Genomic DNA, 16610 nt, shown 5'->3' on the forward strand with positions numbered 1-16610 from the left:
TCCGGGCACCGCTTCTGCGTGTCGTACCGTCCGGCGAAGTATTTGCCGGGCGACGACGACTTCTGGGCCTGTCTGCGCTGGGCAGTCACCACCGGCCGAGCCGGGCTCGTGGAGGAGACATGCATCGAAGGCGTCTCGCGGTGGCACCGCCTCACCCGCGACACCATTGGCACGGTCCGCGCCGGGCTCGCTCCCCGCGCCCGGCTGGCCGTATGGCCCGGCCTGTCCTCCGACATCGACGCGGTTCTCGGTGCCCTCCCCGCCGAGGGCCTCGTCGAAGGTGTCTGGCAGGACAAGGGCGGCCGGATCCACAGCGCTGTCGCCGACGAGGAGGAGTTCCCGGCGCTGACCGCCCGGATGTCCGGTGCCGATGCCGCCGCGCTCCTGTCCGTGTACGCCGATGAGGGTGCGCCTCTGTTCACCGCTGTCATGCCTGACAACGACGGAGTGGTACGGGCCCGCTGGCGGACCGAGCCGACGCCGAGCGACCGGAACTGGGCCTTTCTCAGAACCCTTCAACGAGGTGAGATCGTCACCGGCACGGTGACCCACATCGCCGACTTCGGCGTCACGTTCGTGGACATCGGCGGCTTCGAAGCGATGATCAACATCCCCGAGCTGTCATGGCGTCCCATCGGCCACCCCTCCGACGTCGTCTCAGTCGGTCAGGAGATCAACGCCGTGACTCTCGGCGTCGACCCGGTACGTGAACGCGTATCACTGTCCCTCAAGGCCCTGCAGGAAGACCCGATGCAGCTGCTGACCGGGCTGATCGGCCGGACGATCGTCGGCCGCGTCACCAAGCTCGTGCCGTTCGGCGTGTTCGTACGCGTTGAAGAGGTGGCGAACGGTTTCGAGGGACTGGCGCACAACTCCGAGCTGGCAGACGGGCGTTCCGACAGCCCCCAGCTCGGCATACAGGTCGGTGACGCTCTGCCGGTCAAGGTTCTGGACGTCGACCCGGTCCGGCGCCGGATCACTCTCTCGCACCGGCAGGCGGTCTCGGCCGACGGAGATGAGGCGGATGCCTGACCGCTCCGACCTGGGAGTCCGAGGTCCGTCACGGGGTAGGGCGGCGGTGGAGATCTCATACCGAAGGCCCGCCCCAAGTGCAGGGCGGGCCCAAGGACAGGGAACTGTGGGCGGGTCAGGTCTTCCTGCGGCTCGTCATCGCCCGCTGGATCAGGATGAACGCGCACAGAAGGACACCTGTCGCGATCTTCGTCCACCACGAGCTCAGTGTGCCCTCGAACTGGATGAGGCTCTTGATGAGGCCGAGGACGAGGACGCCGAAGAGGGTGCCGATCACGTAGCCGGAGCCGCCCGTGAGGAGCGTGCCGCCGATGACGACCGCGGCGATGGCGTCGAGCTCCATGCCGGTGGCGTGCAGCGGGTCGCCGGACTGGATGTAGAGGGTGAAGAGGAGACCCGCGAGCGCCGAGCAGAAACCGCTCATCGTGTATACGGCGATCTTGGTGCCGCCCTGCGGAAGCCCCATCAGCAGGGCCGACTGCTCGTTGCCGCCGATGGCGTACACCCGGCGTCCGAAGCGCGTGTAGTGCAGGACGTAGAACGCCGCGGCCAGCACCACCAGCGCCACGATGGCCCCGATGGAGAGGAAGGCCCCGCCCAGTGACACCTGCGTCTGGGCCATGCTGCTCACGGAGGAGTCGCTGATGGAGATGGACTCCTTGCTGATGACCAGGCACAGGCCCCGGAAGAGGAAGAGGCCGGCGAGGGTCACGATGAAGGGCTGGATCTCGAAGTTCTGGATCACATAGCCCATCAGGAACCCGCCGAAGGCTCCCACCGCGAGCGCCATGGGTATGACGACCACGATCGGCAGTCCCTGACGCTCCACCAGCCATGCCGTGAACATGGTCGTGAAGCCGATGACGGAGCCGACGGAGAGGTCGATTCCGCCGGACAGGATGACGAATGTGGCGCCGACGGCCGCGACCAGTAGATAGCTGTTGTCGATGAACAGGTTCAGGAAGACCTGCGATTCGGCGAACCCGTAGTTCTGGTACCGGCTCAGGCCGACGCCGTACATGACGAGGAAGAGACCGGCCGTCACCAGGACGGGCAGCCGCCGGTCGCCGAGTACGCGCGCGGCCTTGCCGGTCGTACGGCTGTCCGCCGCCGTCGGCCGCTGGGTGGTCGTGCTCATCACGACACCTCCATCTTGGGAGAGGCCTCGGCCGCCGGGGCGGTCTCCGCCGGGGCCGGTGCCGCGGCCTTCTTGCCGCCGCCCTTCGCGCCGAACACCTTGGCGCGGAACTTCGGCGACTGCATCAGGCAGACGATGATGACGACGGCGGCCTTGAAGACCAGGTTGGTCTGGGTCGGCACGCCGATGGTGTAGATCGTGGTGGTCAGGGTCTGGATGACGAGGGCGCCGACGACCGTGCCGCCGATGGAGAACCGGCCGCCGAGCAGCGACGTACCGCCGATGACCACGGCGAGGATCGCGTCGAGCTCGATCCACAGACCGGCGTTGTTGCCGTCCGCGGCCGAGGTGTTGGAGCTGATCATCAGGCCCGCGATACCGGCGCACAGTGCGCAGAACACGTACACCATGATCTTGATCCGCATGGACCTGATGCCGACCAGGCGGCTGGCCTCGGCGTTGCCGCCGACGGACTCGACGAGCAGGCCGAGGGCCGTGCGGCGGGTGAGTACGACGGTGACGGCCACGACGGCGGCCACGATGAAGATGGAGAAGGGCAGCGTCAGCCAGTAGCCGCCGCCGATCAGCTTGTACGGCTCGCTGTTGACGGTGATGATCTGCCCGTCGGTGATGAGCTGGGCGACACCGCGGCCGGCGACCATGATGATCAGCGTGGCGATGATCGGCTGGATGCCCATCCTGGCGACCAGGAAGCCGTTCCAGAGGCCGCAGACGATGGCGGCCGCCAGTCCGATGCCCAGGGCCAGGAACACCCCGGACAGGGCGCTCTGGTCGGCCTGGTCGCTGATGTACGAACAGGTCAGGGCGCCGGTGATGGCGACCACGGCGCCGACGGAGAGGTCGATGCCGCCGGTGGCGATGACCAGGGTCATGCCGACCGCGACCAGGATGAGGGGCGAGCCGAACAGGACGATCGAGACGAGGCTGCCGTAGAGGTGGCCGTCCGTCATCTTGACGGCGAAGAAGTCGGGTGTGAAGGGAACGTTGACGAGCAGCAGGATGACCAGCACGGCGACCGGCCAGAACAGGTGATGGTGCGTCAGCGCTCGCCATCGGGGAGTGGTGGTCACTGGTGCTCTCCGCTCGCGATGGTCTCCAGGATCCGGGTGGTGGTGATCTCGGGCCCGTTGGCGAGCTGCGCCACCAGCTTGCGGTCGCGCAGCACTCCGATGGTGTGGCTGAGCCGCAGGACCTCCTCCAGCTCGGCCGCGATGTACAGCACGGCCATGCCCTCCTCGGAGAGCGAGACCACGAGTTTCTGGATCTCGGCCTTCGCGCCGATGTCGATGCCGCGCGTCGGCTCGTCCAGGATCAGCAGTTTCGGCTGGGTGATCAGCCAGCGGGCGAGCAGCACCTTCTGCTGGTTGCCGCCGCTGAGCTGACCGACCCTGGCCTCGGGGTTGGCGGGCCTGATGTCCAGGGCCTTGATGTACTTGGCGACGAGTTCGTCGCGCTGGGCGACCGGGATGGGCCGGGTCCAGCCGCGGGTGGCCTGCAGGGCGAGGATGATGTTCTCCCGCACCGTCAGGTCCGGTACGAGGCCCTCGGTCTTGCGGTTCTCCGAGCAGAACGCGACGCCCGCGGCGATCGCGTCGTTCGGGGCGCTCATCGAGACCTGCTTGCCGCCGATGGTCAGCTTGCCGCTGTCCGGGTGGTCGGCGCCGAAGAGCAGCCGGGCGAGTTCGGTGCGGCCGGATCCGAGGAGTCCGGCGAGTCCGATGACCTCGCCCTTCTTGATCTCCAGGTCGAAGGGGGCGATGCCGCCGACGCGGCCGAGGCCGTCCGCCTTGAGCAGCAACTCCCCCACGTCGGAGTGGAGTTGCTGGTCGTGCAGTTCCTCCAGCTGGTCCAGGGCCTTGCCGATCATCAGCTGGACGAGGCCGACCTGGTCGAGGTCGCGGACCATGTGCTCGCCGACCAGGGTGCCGTTGCGCAGGACGGTCATCCGGTCGCAGACCTCGTAGATCTGGTCGAGGAAGTGCGACACGAAGAGGATCGCGACGCCCTCGTCCTTCAACCGCCGCATCAGGGCGAACAGTTCGAGGACCTCGTCCCGGTCGAGGCTGGAGGTCGGCTCGTCGAGGATGAGCACCTTGGTGCCCGCCCCCTGGCCGTCGGCGTCCCCGGTGCCCACCGACCGTACGATCGCGACCAGTTGCTGCACGGCCAGCGGGTACGAGGACAGGGGCGCGGTGACGTCGATGTCGAGGCCGAGCCGGTCGACCAGCTCGGCGGCCTCGCGGCGCAGCCGCTTCCACTGGATGCGGCCGAAGCGGGTGGGTTCGCGTCCGATGAAGATGTTCTCCGCCACCGACAGGTTGGGGCAGAGGTTGACCTCCTGGTAGACCGTGCTGACGCCGGCCTGCTGCGCCTGCGACGGGCTGGCGAACCGTACGGTCGTGCCGTTGAGGGTGATGGTGCCGCCGTCCAGGGAGTGGACCCCGGTCAGCACCTTGATGAGGGTGGACTTGCCGGCGCCGTTCTCGCCGAGCAGGGCGTGGATCTCGCCGGGGAAGAGCCGGAAGTCGACACCCGACAGAGCCCGTACCCCCGGAAACTCTTTGACTATGCCCGTCATCTCCAGGACGGGCAGCGGCTCTGCCATGGCAGCGCTCCTCATGGATTTCGTTCAGGCCCGCAGGGAGCCCCCTGAGCCGAGGTGTTCGGCCGGACGGAGGCTCCCTGGCGGTGGGTGCGGTCGGTCAGTACGTGCGGGTCGACGCCCGCGGATCCGTACGTGCGGATCGGCACCCGCGGATCGGTGACTGCGGATCGGCACCCGTAGGTCAGTACCTGCGGGTCGGCACCCGTGGGTCAGTACTTGCGGGTCGGGAGCGCGTCCTTGGCCTGCTCCTGCAGGAAGTCGCCCTCCTTGGTCTTGATCCGGCGCTCGACCGTCTCGCCGTCGTTGACCTTCTTCACGAGCTCCATCAGCTGGGGGCCGAGCAGCGGGTTGCACTCGACGATGCCGTTGATCTTGCCCTCGGACATCGCGACGAAGCCGTCCTTCACGCCGTCGACCGAGATGATCAGGATGTCCTTGCCGGCCTTCTTGCCGGCCGCCTCGATGGACTGGATGGCTCCGAGAGCCATGTCGTCGTTGTGCGCGTAGAGCACGTTGATGTCCGGGTTGGACTGCAGGAAGGCCGCCATGACCTGCTTGCCGCCGGCCCTGGTGAAGTCGCCGGTCTGGCTGACGACGACCTTCCAGTCGTCCTTGTGGTCGGCGTCCATGATTTCCTTGAAGCCCTTGGCGCGTTCGAGCGCGGGGGCGGCGCCGGTGGTGCCCTCCAGCTGGGCGATCTTCACCGCGCCCTTGTGGCCGGCCTTCTCGAGGACCTTCTCCAGCATCTTGGCCGCGCGCCGGCCCTCGTCGGTGAAGTCGGAGCCGATGAAGGACACGTACAGGGAGTCGTCGGAGGTCTCGATGGAGCGGTCGGTGAGGATGACCGGGATCTTGGCGGACTTGGCCTCCTTGAGCACCGCGTCCCAGCCCGTGACGACCACCGGCGAGAAGGCTATGACGCTCACCTTCTGCGCGATGTAGCTGCGGATCGCCGAGATCTGGTTCTCCTGCTTCTGCTGGGCGTCGGAGAACTTGAGGGTGTAGCCGGCCTCCTTGGCCGCCTCCTTCACCGACTTGGTGTTGGCGGTGCGCCAGCCGCTCTCCGAGCCGACCTGCGCGAAGCCGAGGGTGATCTTCTTGCCACCGCTGCCGCCGGCGGAGGAACTCGAGCCGCCCTCGTCCTCCTTGGCACAGGCCGCCAGGCCGCCCGCCGCCGCCACGCCGACCGCCGCGGTGAGGAAGTTCCTTCTGTTGAGCATGTGTCTTCTCCTTTGAAGAGCCGGTCCCTGAGGGACCTGCTGGTACGCCTTGCCACTCGCCGGGACAGGCTGCCCTCGTCCAGCCTGTCGATCATTGTTCGACATATCGGCCATGCTGATGCGGTGAAAATCGGCCGTCGGGTGCTGTGCGCGGTGTCAGGTGGGTGCTGCGCCCGGGTCCGCGGTGTACGGGAAAGTGCTTGCGCGGACCACGAGTTGGGGCTCGATGGCGAACCGGGGTGTCCCGGCCGGGTCGCGGCCCTCGATCAGGTCCAGGAGCAGGGCGATGCTCCGTTTGCCCACCGCCGAGAAGTCCTGCCGGACGGTGGTGAGAGGTGGGGCGAAGAACTCCGACTCCGGTATGTCGTCGAAGCCGACCACCGCGACGTCCTGGGGAGTTCGCACGCCCGCTTCCCGAAGGGCCCGCAACACCCCCAGCGCCATCTGGTCGTTGGCGACGAAGACCGCCGTCAGCCCCCTGCCCACCCAGCCGGCCAGTTCCTGGCCCGCCCGGTAGCCCGACAACGGACTCCAGTCCCCGCGCAGGGACATCGGCGGCTCGACACCGGCCTCTTCGAGGGTCGCCCGCCAGCCGGCGGCCCGGTCGGCCGCCTCCTGCCAGTCCTCGGGTCCGGCGAGGTGCCAGACCGTACGGTGGCCGGCGGCCAGCAGATGACCGGTGGCCAGCCGCGCGCCCATGTACTGGTCCACGTTGACGCAGGGAATGCCCACGCCCGGTCCGCTGCCCACGGTCACCACCGGGAACGGGTGGCGGAGTTCGGCGAGTGCCTCGACCGCCGACCGCTGCGGGGCGATGGCGACGACTCCCTCCACCCCGCCCTCACTGAGGTGGTCCAGGGCTTCGGACAGCGCATCGAGGGTCAGCTTGCGCAGGCTGACCGTGGAGACGAGGTAGCCCTCGGCACGCGCCGCCTCCTCGAGTGCGAAGAGGGTGCTGGCCGGACCGTAGAGCGTCGTGTCGGAGGCGACGACACCCAGGGTCCGAGTGCGTCGGGTGACCAGGGCTCGTGCGGAGGAGTTGCGGCGGTAGCCCATTTCCTCGATCGCGTGCAGCACCCTGGTCCGAGTCTCGTCCCGCACGTTGGGGTGATCCCCCAGCACACGGGAAACGGTCTGGTGGGACACGCCCGCCAGTCGCGCGACATCGGCCATGGTGGGCGGCCGAAGCTGCGATTGTGCCATGGCCGCACCTCCTTGGCGGTCGTATACCGGAAGATTTCTGTGACACCCGTGGACGTCTCCGGGCACTGGGGCCCGGCCCGCGACAACGGCAACCGGTCCGCCGGAGAGCCGGGTAACTCTCCGGGCGGGAGCCCCACGACCACGACAGTTGCCATGGAGGCGAGTTGAGGCGTCGCGAACGCCATGGTCGTACCTCCCTGGAAGTCGGCTGGTGATTGCGGAGGTCATTGTGAGCGCTAACAATTCATGCCGGTCAAGGGGGACGACAACAGGAGGACGTCACGTTTGAGTAACGCGACGGAAGCACGCGGTGTCGGGCCGGCAGCCCACAACGCGGGTTCACGGCAAGGGCCTTGACGCGCTTCCGGCACGGCTCTATTTTCGGCACCGAAACTTCGAACCACGAACGAAATATCGGACGTTGATGATGATCGGTTCCAGCCAGAGGCACACACCCCTCCCCCGACGATGCTGAGCATCGGCACAACACCCGCACGCGAAAAGGGCCCTCACAGGCTCTCGCCTGCGAAGACCCTTCGCTCTGTCGGGACGACAGGATTTGAACCTGCGACCCCTTGACCCCCAGTCAAGTGCGCTACCAAGCTGCGCCACGTCCCGATGCGCTTCGTCGCGGAGTTCCGCGTGAACACGCAGGTGAACCTTACCGTACGCGTCTGGTGACCGCGGCCGGCACAGCCCCGTGCCCGGTGTCGGGACAGCGCCCGTGCCCGGTGTCGGGACACGCCCGCGACCGGTGTCGCTGCAGCATCCGTCGCGCGGCGCTCGCCCGGGCCGGTCAGTCGACGAACAGGCCCCGCGCGGCCGCCCGTGTGTCGAACTCCTCCAGGCGGGCCTGGGCGTCGGGCAGGGCGTCGCACATCGCCTCCAGGAGGACCTGGCCGAGGAGCATGGGGGCGCTCACCGTGTCGAAGACCAGGTCGGTGCCGACGGCGGCCGGCAGGAGCAGGTCGCTGTGGGCGGCCACCGGGGCGAAGGTGCCGTCGGCGATCGTCACCACGGTCAGTCCCGTCGCGCGGGCGTGGTCGAGTGCGGCGAGAAGCTCGGCCGGATGGCGCGGCAGGGCGAAGCACATGAGGGCGCTCGCCCCCGCGTTCTTGGCCATGTCGATGCGGTCGGCGAGCCGTGAGCCGCCCTCGTCGAGCAGACGTACGTCCGGGTGGACCTTGGACGCGAAGTAGGCGAAGCCGCGGGCCTGGGCCGCGGAGGCACGCAGTCCGAGCACCGGCAGGGGCCGCGAGGCGGCGAGCAGCCGTCCCGCGCGTTCCACGGGCCCGGAATCGGCGAGCAGGGACGCGAGTTGGAGCAGATGGTGGATCTCGGCCCGTACGGCCTGCTGGTACGGGTTGGCCGGCCGCGCGTCCACGGTCGGACCGTCGGGTGCCACGTCCCGCAGGTGTCTGCGCAGGGCCGGGTATCCGTCGAAGCCGAGGGCGACCGCGAAGCGGGTCACCGACGGCTGGCTCACCCCCGCCAGTTGGGCCAGTTCCACGCTCGACAGGAAAGGGGCGGCCGCGGTCTGCCGGACCAGGCAGTGGGCGATACGGCGCTGCGTGGGCGTCAGTCGGCGCCCCTCGAACAGCTGGTGCAGCCGTGCGGGCGCGAGGGCCCCCTGGGGCGCGCCGGCACCGACGCCGGCACCGTCCGTGTCGGTCACCTTGGTCCCCCTCCCTGCCGCGCGGACCGGACTCTTTGCCGGCCCTGCCTGACTCCGTGCCGGGCGGCGCACCGGACTCCTTGGCCGTCCTGTCCTGACTGCGTGCGGTCCTGCCCGACTCCGTGCCGCCCGACTCCGTGCCGGAGGTATCGGGCTCCTACGCCGTTCCGCCCGACTCAGTGCCTGCCGACTCAGTGCCTGCCCGACCCGGTGCCGGCCTGCCCGAGTCAGTGCGGTCCTGCCCGACTGCCGGGCGTACCGGACCTTCGCCGGGCGTACCCGACTCTTCGCCGGGCGTGCCGGACCTTCCGCGACCGGTGCGGAAGGTCCGGACGACGGTCGGCGTCAGCCGACGAGACCGGCGTTCGTCAGCCACTCCTTGGCGACGTCGGAGGCGTCCTCCTTGTCGTTGACGAGCTTCTTCATCATCTCCAGCAGGTCCTCGGTGGTGAGCTTGGCCGAGAGGGCGTTGAGCGCCGCCTTGGCCTTGTCGTCGACCGCGGCCTTGTAGACGAGGGGTGTGACGTTCTGCGAGGAGAAGAGGTTCTTCGGGTCCTCCAGGACGACCAGCTTGTCCTCGACGATGGCGGGGTCGGTCGTGTACAGGTTGGCGGCCTGCACCTTGTTGTCCTTCAGCAGCTTCAGCAGGGTGCTCTGGGCGCCCGCGTCCAGCGGCTGGAACTTCCCGAACTCGACGCCGTAGACCGTCTTCAGACCGACACCGCCCTGCGTGCGGGTCTTGAACTCCGAGCCGGCACCGATGGTCATGTCCTTCGCGACCGGCTTCAGGTCGGCCAGGGTCTTCAGCTTGTACTTGGCGGCGATCTCGGAGGTGACCGTGACCGAGTCCTTGTCCTCGGCCGCGGCGGAGTCGAGTATCTCCACGGACTTCGGGAGCTTCGCCTTCAGCTCCGCGTTGATCTCCTCCGTGCTGGTGGCGGTGCTCTTCTTGTCGACCGCGACGGACAGCAGCGCGCCGTTGTACTCGGGGAAGACATTGATGCCGCCCTTGACCACCTGGTCGTAGTACACCTCGCGGGCACCGATGTCGAACTTGCGGGTCACTTTCAGGCCCTTGTCCTCCAGGGCCTGGGCGTAGATCTCGGCGAGGAGCTGGTTCTCGGGGAAGTTCGCCGAGCCGACGACGATGGATTTGCCGCCTCCGCTGTCCTCGCTGCTGCCCGTCAGCGGGTTGTCGTCACTGTCGTCGCCTCCCCCGCAGGCGGTCAGGGCGAACGCGGTGACGAGGCCGAACGCGGTGGCGCGAACGATGGCTTTGGCTTTCATGGGTGTTTCCTTTCTTGGGAGCCCTCAGGAGCTCTCGGGGCGTTCGGGAGCGTGGGAGCTCGGGAAATCAGGAACTCGGGACATCAGGACTTGGTCGCCGAAGGCTGCAGCCCCGGCGAGACGACGAAGCGCCGCAGCGCGGTGAAGACGGCCTGGACGACGAGCGCCAGCATGACGACGACGGCGGAGCCGCCGATGACCAGTTCGTAGTTGTTGCGGGCGAGTCCGTCGACGATGAAGCGCCCCAGACCGCCGAGACCGGGGTACGCGGCGACGGTGGCCGTGGCCACGACCTGGATCGCGGCGACCCGCAGCCCGAGCAGGATCAGCGGCAGCGCCATCGGCACCTCGACCTTCAGCAGGACCTCCCAGCCGGTCATGCCCATCCCGCGCGCCGCGTCCCTGGTGTCGGGGTCCACGCCGCGCACGCCCTCGAAGGTGTTGATGAGGATCGGCGGGACCGCCAGCGCGACCAGGGCCACCAGCACCGGCGTGGTGCTCAGCCCGGCGACCGTGACGACGAGGACGACCAGGCCGAAGGTGGGGATGGCCCGCGCCAGGTTCGCCACGCTCGCGACGGCGAACGCGCCCCGGCCGGTGTGTCCGACCAGCAGTCCGAACGTCAGCCCGATGAGGGTGGCGAACAGCAGCGATATGCCGCTGTAGGTCAGATGCTCCGCGAGCCGGTTCGGGATGCCGTCGTCCCCGCGCCACTGCTGGGACGACGTAAGCCAGTCGCCCACCAGCTCGATCTGGTTCAGGAAGTCGTTCACGCCGTCGCCCCCTTGCCGCGCGCCCATGGTGTGAGCAGCCGCTGTGCCAGTACGAGCAGTGCGTCGGTGACGAGGGCCAGCAGCATGATCAGTACGGTCGCGGTGATGATCGGGGTCGGGAAGTCGAGCTGGAGTCCACGGGTGATGTAGTAGCCGAGGCCGCCCTGTCCGATCAGCTGCCCCACGGCGACGAGGCTGATGGACGAGACGGCGGCGACCCGGACGCCGGCCACGACGACGGGTACGGCGATCGGCAGCTCGACTTGGACGACACGGCGCACCGTACTGAATCCCATGGCGGTGGCCGCCTGCCGTACCGGTTCGGGGACCGAGGCCAGTCCGTCCACGACGTTGGGGATGAGCACCGACAGTGTGTAGAGCGTCAGCGGGATCATGACCGTGCGTTCGGTCAGACCCGTGTAGCGGACGAAGATCATGAACAGGGCCAACGACGGGATCGAGTACAGCACGTTGGCCGCGGTCAGGGTCGGCGGGTAGATCCACCGCCAGCGGTGGCAGAGGATGCCGAGGGGCACGGAGATGAGCAGTCCGAACAGCACCGGCAGGAGTCCGAGCCGCAGATGGACACCGGTGTAGTCGGCCAGCTCGCCGATGTGATCGCCGATCCAGTCCCAGCGTATGAGGGGTTCGCCGTCTCTCATCGCCCGTCACCGCCCGCGCCCGCGCTGTCGGCCTCGTCGCCGCCGCCCTGGTCGCCCTTGACGACCTGCACCTTGGACACCGAGTCCTCGGCGGTCGCTGTGTCGGCCGAGGCGGCGCCGGAGGCCTCCGCGCCAGCCGCCTCCGTGCCGACCGTCCCCGCGTCGGTCGCCGCTGCCTCGGCAGTCTCCGCTTCAGTCGTCTCCGCTTGGGCCGTCCCGGGTGCGGCCGCGTCTCCGGCCGTCGCCTCCTCGGCCGCCGCGTCGACGACCGTCCCGTCCCCGGTCATCGCCGCGGACAGCTCGTACGCGTCCGCGACCCCGACGACCGCGCCCTGTGGGTCAACCCCCACCGCGAGCCGCGACGGCGACAGCAGGGCCGCGTCGAGGGCGGCCCGGGCCGAGTCGCCGGCCAGGCTGAACGTGTGGCCGAGCGGGGTCAGCGCGGCGTCCGCGAGCGTGCCGCCGGACGGCAGGTCGGCGACCGCGGCCCAGCCGAGCGGCCGCCGGTCCCCGTCGACGACGAGCACCCAGGGTTCGCCCGCGGCCCGGGCCCGCGCCACCGGGGAGTCGGCCGGCAGGACCAGCCCCTCCCGCAGCGGCAGATCGGCGGCCTTGACGAAGGACAGGCGGCGGATGCCACGGTCCTGGCCCACGAAATCGGCCACGAAGTCGTCGGCGGGATGCGCGAGCAGCCGCTCCGGGGTGTCGAACTGCGCGAGCCTGCCACCGGTGCGGAGCACCGCGATGTGGTCGCCGAGCTTGATCGCCTCGTCGATGTCATGGGTGACGAAGACGATCGTCTTGTTCAGTTCCTTCTGCAGCCGGATGAACTCCGCCTGCAGCTCCCCCCGGACGATGGGGTCGACCGCGCTGAACGGCTCGTCCATCAGCAGTACCGGCGGATCCGCGCCCAGTGCCCTGGCCACCCCGACACGCTGCTGCTGTCCGCCGGAGAGCTGGTACGGATAGCGCTTGGCCATGGCGGCCGGCAGCCCCACGAGCTCCAGCAGTTCCGCTGCCCGCGAGCGCGCCTTCTTCTTGCCCCAGCCGAGCAGCAGCGGCACGGTGGCTATGTTGTCCAGCACCGTGCGGTGCGGGAACAGCCCGGCGTGCTGGATCACGTAGCCGATGCCCCGGCGCAGCTCCGGGGCGGCGATCTCCCGGATGTCCTGGCCGCGCAGGCTCACCGTGCCGGCCGTCGGCTCCACCATGCGGTTGACCATGCGCAGAGTCGTGGTCTTGCCGCAGCCGGAAGGGCCGACCAGGACCGTGATGCCGCCCTCCGCCAACTCCAGCGACAGCTCGTCCACGGCTGTCGTGCCGTTGGGATAGTTTTTGCTCACCGCGTCGAATCTGATCAAAGCTGCCCCTTACCCGACTGCATATGGTCATGCAGAGTTGTGTGTGGCTGAATTACAGTCAATCCCCTTTTGTAAACGGGACGTTACGTTCGTCCGAAGAAAGTGAAAGGGTGCCCGGAATGCAGGCATTTGACCCGGTTTGGTTCACGTTCCTGAACGGCTCGGACATCGAACAGCTCGAACTTGACGACACCGAGGTGCTCGACGCAGTCGAGCAGGGGCTGCGTGCTCAGGGCCGCGGGGAGACGGTCATCGAACCACGGGTCCACCTCACGCCCGATCCCTCGTTCAACGGCCACTTCAACGTCCTGCGCGGCTACATCGCGCCACTGGGGCTGGCCGGAGTCAAGATTGTGGGCGACTACGTCGGCAACTACAAGGCCGGGCTGCCCTCCGAGATGGCGCTGCTCAACCTCTTCGACCCGCGTACGGGCATGCCGGTGGCCGTGGTCGACGCCACCGCCATCACCGAGATGCGCACCGGCGCGCTCACCGCGCTCGGGGCACGGCACCTGGCCCGCCCCGGCTCCAAGGTGCTCGGCCACATCGGCGCCCGCGCCACCTCGTACTGGAACGTCCGCCTGCTCGACCGGATCTTCGACTTCGACGAGATACGTGTCCACTCGCGCCGCCCGGAGAGCCGCGAGGCCTTCGCCGAGCGCCTTGAGCGCGACCTCGGCAAGCCCGTGACCGTCACCGACGACTGGAAGTCGTGCGTCGAGGGCGCGGACATCGTCGTGGAGGCGTCCCGGCTGGAACGGCCCGAGCCACTGCTGAGGACGGAGTGGATCGCGCCAGGAGCGCTTGTCGTACCGTACGGAACGATGAGCGCGGTCGAACTCTCCCTCACCGACATCATGGACAAGGTCGTCGTCGACGACTGGGGCCAGTGCCGGTCCGGGCCGTTCGGTGCCCTGCGCGCGCATGTCGAGTCGGGGCGGCTCAGCGAGGAGACCCTGTACGGCGAGCTGTGCGAGATCGTCGTCGGCGACAAACCCGGCCGTGAGCGCGACGACGAGACCATCCTGTTCTGGCATCGCGGCCTCTCGTTGTCCGACATCGCGCTGGGCGCGGCCATGCTGAAGAAGGCCGAAGAACGTGGCCTCGGGCAGAACCTGCGGTTCTCATGACCGGTACGTTTTCCGCTCCTACCCCGGCGGTCGCCGCTGACGCCGTGGTCCTCGACGGGCGCGCCCTCACCTGCGACGACGTCGCCGCCGTCGCACTTCGCGGCGCCCGGATCGCGTTGGCCGAAGAGGTCCTGCCCCGGCTGGAGCGCGACCGCGCGGTCGTCGACGACGTGGTCGACCGTGAGGTGCCGACGTACGGTCTGACGACGGGTCTCGGCAGCCGGTCCTCGTACGCGCTGCCGCGGGCCGAACTCGGCGAGTTCAGCGTGCGCACGGTCCGGGGACGGGCCAACGCGGTCGGCAATCCGCTGCCGGTCCCCGTCGTACGCGCCGCCCTGCTGGCCCGGGTGAACGGCATCGCGGGCGGTGGCAGCGGAGTGCGGCCGGAGATCGTGCCGCTGCTGGTCTCGATGCTCAACTCAGGGGTGCACCCGGTGATCCCCGAGGTGGGGTCGATCGGCGCCTCCGACCTGTGTCAGATGGCCCATGTCGGCCTGGTCGTCATCGGCGAGGGACGGGCAGAGGTGTCCGGCGAGGTGCTCGACGGTGCGCAGGCACTGCGGCTGGCGGGGCTGGCCCCCGCCGAACTGGGCCCGAAGGACGGGCATGTGCTGTGCAGCGCGAGCCCGCTGGCCGCCGGTGTCGGCGCCCTCGCCCTCCACGAGGCGGCCGCCGTCCTCACTCTTGCCCAGGCGGTCACGGCGCTCACCTTCGAGGGGTTCCGGGCGAACACGAGCCCGCTCGACAGCCGCGTACTGGGCCTGCGTCCGGCCCCCGGCCAGGCCCGGGCGGCGGCCGAACTGCTCGCACTGCTGGACGGCGGGGCGCTGGCTGATCCCCGTAACGCGAGGCGTGTCCAGGACCCCGTGAGCCTGCGGTGCGCCGCCCAGGTGCACGGAGCGCTGCACGCCGCGCTGGACTTCGCCCGGGCCGCGCTGGAACCCGAGCTCAACGGCTGCGGCGACAACCCGGTGGTCCTGGCCGACACCGGGGAGATCCTCTCCTCCGGCAACTTCCACACCCCGGCCCTGGCCCTCGGCTTCGACACCGTCGCACTGGCGCTGACGCAGACCGCGGCGATATCGGCCGAGCGCATGCGGCGGCTGCTGAATCCCGCAGTCAGCGGACTGCCCGCGAACCTCTCGCCGTACGGTCCGGAGCGTTCGGGTTTCGCGCCGCTTGCCAAGACGGCACAGGCGCTCGTCGCCGAGATCCGTGCCCTGTCCGCGCCCGTGTGCACCGACCCCCGGCACGGCGCGGACGCGGTCGAGGACGATTCGACCAACGCGGCGCTCGGGGCGCGACGGCTGACGACGATGCTGGTCAGGCTGCGGCAGCTGCTCGCCGTGGAGGCCCTGGCCGCGGCACAGGCCGTGGACCTGGCGGCCCCGACGACCGTGGGACGCGGACCCGGGCTCCTGCACCGCGCGATCCGCGGGCTCGTGCCGCGCCTGGACGACGACCGGCCCTGCGGAGTGGACGTGGACCGGGTGAGCCGTGACCTCCTGGGCTCCGACGAGGTACGAAGCGCTCTGCACGCTTTGGTGGAAGGACCTTCGTGACCAACGTCGACGTACACCAGCATCTGTGGACCGCCTCGTTCCTCGCGGCCCTGCGAGCGCGCGACGAGCCGCCGTTCCTGGACGGCTGGACCCTGCACACGGCCGGTGAGCCGCCCTACGAGGTCCCGGCCGCCCAGCACGATGTCGCCGCGCGCGCCGAACTGGCCGCCGCCGACGGGCTCGGCAGGGCGCTCGTCTCACTGTCCGCCCCGCTCGGCATCGAGTGGCTGCCGCCCGAGGAGGCACGGCCGCTGCTCGCCGCCTACCACGAGGACGCGGCAGGCCTGCCCGAACCGTTCGGGGCCTGGGCCGCCGCCTGCGTCCGGGACATCGACGCCGACGCGACCGCCGCGGACCTCGACCGCGGGTTCGCCGGGCTCCAGCTCCCGGCGAACGCCCTGACCGACGAGGCGGGGTACGCGCGCTGCGCCCCGCTGCTCGATCTGCTCGAAGCGCGCGGCCTCCCCCTGTTCGTCCACCCCGGCCCGGCGCCCGGCGCCTCTCCGGGGCCCGGCTGGTGGCCCGCGATGGTGCCGTACGTGCAGCAGATGCACTCCGCGTGGTTCGCCTTCCGGGCGTTCGGCCGGCCTCGTCATCCCCGGCTGCGCGTGTGCTTCGCGCTGCTGGCCGGGCTCGCCCCGCTGCACGGAGAGCGCTTCGCCGCCCGTGGCGGGGACGAGGGGCGCGCGGGGGTCGATCCCGATGTGTTCGTCGAGACGTCCTCGTACGGTCCGCGTGCCGTCGACTCGGTCGTCCGCGTGCTCGGTACCGAAGTCGTCGTGATGGGCTCGGACCGGCCCTACGCGGAACCGCCGCAGCAGCCCGGGTTCGGCCTGGGCGGGGCCACCGCGTACGCCTTCCGCATCACCAATCCACGCCGCCTGCTCACCGGAGAGGACTGACCGCGCCCGCCGGCCTCACGCGAAGGGCCACTCGTGACC

At 69.5% G+C, this 16610-nt stretch carries 14 protein-coding genes and 1 tRNA gene; 4 read left to right on the forward strand and 11 right to left on the reverse strand.

Annotated elements, in window-relative coordinates:
* The first annotated feature begins 18 nt into the window (after positions 1 to 18).
* On the forward strand, positions 19 to 1032 hold the full coding sequence (locus tag ACZ5VQ_RS07550) for a S1 RNA-binding domain-containing protein (protein ID WP_469104103.1): 1014 nt from the start codon (positions 19 to 21) through the stop codon (positions 1030 to 1032).
* A 115-nt stretch (positions 1033 to 1147) separates the two neighbouring features.
* On the opposite strand, the gene yjfF is transcribed toward ACZ5VQ_RS07550, so the two are convergent.
* The 11 genes from yjfF to ACZ5VQ_RS07605 form a co-directional block, all read right to left on the reverse strand.
* Positions 1148 to 2170 (reverse strand): galactofuranose ABC transporter, permease protein YjfF, encoded by a 1023-nt coding sequence (gene yjfF, locus ACZ5VQ_RS07555; protein WP_469104104.1) that lies wholly within the window; start codon positions 2168 to 2170, stop codon positions 1148 to 1150.
* Positions 2170 to 3261, reverse strand: coding sequence for an ABC transporter permease (locus tag ACZ5VQ_RS07560; protein WP_362072678.1), 1092 nt, complete (start codon positions 3259 to 3261; stop codon positions 2170 to 2172). The genes yjfF and ACZ5VQ_RS07560 overlap by 1 nt, the downstream gene beginning before the upstream one ends.
* The gene (locus tag ACZ5VQ_RS07565) at positions 3258 to 4796 is read right to left on the reverse strand and encodes a sugar ABC transporter ATP-binding protein (RefSeq protein ID WP_469104105.1); all 1539 of its coding nucleotides are present in this window, start codon (positions 4794 to 4796) and stop codon (positions 3258 to 3260) included. The genes ACZ5VQ_RS07560 and ACZ5VQ_RS07565 overlap by 4 nt, the downstream gene beginning before the upstream one ends.
* A 209-nt stretch (positions 4797 to 5005) precedes the next feature.
* On the reverse strand, positions 5006 to 6016 hold the full coding sequence (locus ACZ5VQ_RS07570; protein WP_469104106.1) for an ABC transporter substrate-binding protein: 1011 nt from the start codon (positions 6014 to 6016) through the stop codon (positions 5006 to 5008).
* Between the two features lie 156 nt (positions 6017 to 6172).
* Complete coding sequence (locus ACZ5VQ_RS07575) at positions 6173 to 7219, reverse strand: LacI family DNA-binding transcriptional regulator (RefSeq protein ID WP_362072687.1); 1047 nt, start codon at positions 7217 to 7219, stop codon at positions 6173 to 6175.
* Positions 7220 to 7763: 544 nt separating this feature from the next.
* Positions 7764 to 7837 (reverse strand) — tRNA-Pro (locus ACZ5VQ_RS07580).
* 178 nt (positions 7838 to 8015) lie between these two features.
* The gene (locus tag ACZ5VQ_RS07585; protein WP_469104107.1) at positions 8016 to 8894 is read right to left on the reverse strand and encodes a MurR/RpiR family transcriptional regulator; all 879 of its coding nucleotides are present in this window, start codon (positions 8892 to 8894) and stop codon (positions 8016 to 8018) included.
* Between the two features lie 345 nt (positions 8895 to 9239).
* A complete protein-coding gene (locus ACZ5VQ_RS07590; RefSeq protein ID WP_469104108.1) occupies positions 9240 to 10181 on the reverse strand; it encodes an ABC transporter substrate-binding protein in 942 nt (313 codons plus the stop codon).
* Between the two features lie 83 nt (positions 10182 to 10264).
* The gene (locus ACZ5VQ_RS07595; protein ID WP_362072696.1) at positions 10265 to 10954 is read right to left on the reverse strand and encodes an ABC transporter permease; all 690 of its coding nucleotides are present in this window, start codon (positions 10952 to 10954) and stop codon (positions 10265 to 10267) included.
* The gene (locus tag ACZ5VQ_RS07600) at positions 10951 to 11616 is read right to left on the reverse strand and encodes an ABC transporter permease (protein ID WP_362072699.1); all 666 of its coding nucleotides are present in this window, start codon (positions 11614 to 11616) and stop codon (positions 10951 to 10953) included. The genes ACZ5VQ_RS07595 and ACZ5VQ_RS07600 overlap by 4 nt, the downstream gene beginning before the upstream one ends.
* Positions 11613 to 12977 carry an ABC transporter ATP-binding protein gene (locus ACZ5VQ_RS07605; RefSeq protein WP_469104109.1) on the reverse strand — a complete coding sequence of 455 codons (1365 nt, stop codon included), beginning with the start codon at positions 12975 to 12977 and terminating at the stop codon, positions 11613 to 11615. The genes ACZ5VQ_RS07600 and ACZ5VQ_RS07605 overlap by 4 nt, the downstream gene beginning before the upstream one ends.
* 119 nt (positions 12978 to 13096) lie before the next feature.
* Between ACZ5VQ_RS07605 and ACZ5VQ_RS07610 the strand changes: the two genes are divergently transcribed.
* The 3 genes from ACZ5VQ_RS07610 to ACZ5VQ_RS07620 are packed head-to-tail and all read left to right on the forward strand — an operon-like array spanning position 13097 to position 16571.
* Positions 13097 to 14107 carry an ornithine cyclodeaminase family protein gene (locus ACZ5VQ_RS07610; RefSeq protein ID WP_469104110.1) on the forward strand — a complete coding sequence of 337 codons (1011 nt, stop codon included), beginning with the start codon at positions 13097 to 13099 and terminating at the stop codon, positions 14105 to 14107.
* Positions 14104 to 15669 carry an HAL/PAL/TAL family ammonia-lyase gene (locus ACZ5VQ_RS07615; protein ID WP_469104111.1) on the forward strand — a complete coding sequence of 522 codons (1566 nt, stop codon included), beginning with the start codon at positions 14104 to 14106 and terminating at the stop codon, positions 15667 to 15669. Before ACZ5VQ_RS07610 ends, ACZ5VQ_RS07615 begins: the two co-directional genes overlap by 4 nt.
* On the forward strand, positions 15666 to 16571 hold the full coding sequence (locus ACZ5VQ_RS07620; RefSeq protein WP_469104112.1) for an amidohydrolase family protein: 906 nt from the start codon (positions 15666 to 15668) through the stop codon (positions 16569 to 16571). The genes ACZ5VQ_RS07615 and ACZ5VQ_RS07620 overlap by 4 nt, the downstream gene beginning before the upstream one ends.
* Positions 16572 to 16610: the final 39 nt, after the last annotated feature.

This window comes from Streptomyces sp. NPDC033178 (assembly GCF_055577685.1).

Bases quoted from the DNA above. Each gene is read 5' to 3' on its own strand.
- ACZ5VQ_RS07600 (WP_362072699.1), bottom strand. From the start codon at position 11,616: ATGAGAGACGGCGAACCCCTCATACGCTGGGACTGGATCGGCGATCAC.
- ACZ5VQ_RS07615 (WP_469104111.1), top strand. From the start codon at position 14,104: ATGACCGGTACGTTTTCCGCTCCTACCCCGGCGGTCGCCGCTGACGCC.
- ACZ5VQ_RS07570 (WP_469104106.1), bottom strand. From the start codon at position 6,016: ATGCTCAACAGAAGGAACTTCCTCACCGCGGCGGTCGGCGTGGCGGCG.
- ACZ5VQ_RS07590 (WP_469104108.1), bottom strand. From the start codon at position 10,181: ATGAAAGCCAAAGCCATCGTTCGCGCCACCGCGTTCGGCCTCGTCACC.
- ACZ5VQ_RS07565 (WP_469104105.1), bottom strand. From the start codon at position 4,796: ATGGCAGAGCCGCTGCCCGTCCTGGAGATGACGGGCATAGTCAAAGAG.
- yjfF (WP_469104104.1), bottom strand. From the start codon at position 2,170: ATGAGCACGACCACCCAGCGGCCGACGGCGGCGGACAGCCGTACGACC.
- ACZ5VQ_RS07575 (WP_362072687.1), bottom strand. From the start codon at position 7,219: ATGGCACAATCGCAGCTTCGGCCGCCCACCATGGCCGATGTCGCGCGA.
- ACZ5VQ_RS07610 (WP_469104110.1), top strand. From the start codon at position 13,097: ATGCAGGCATTTGACCCGGTTTGGTTCACGTTCCTGAACGGCTCGGAC.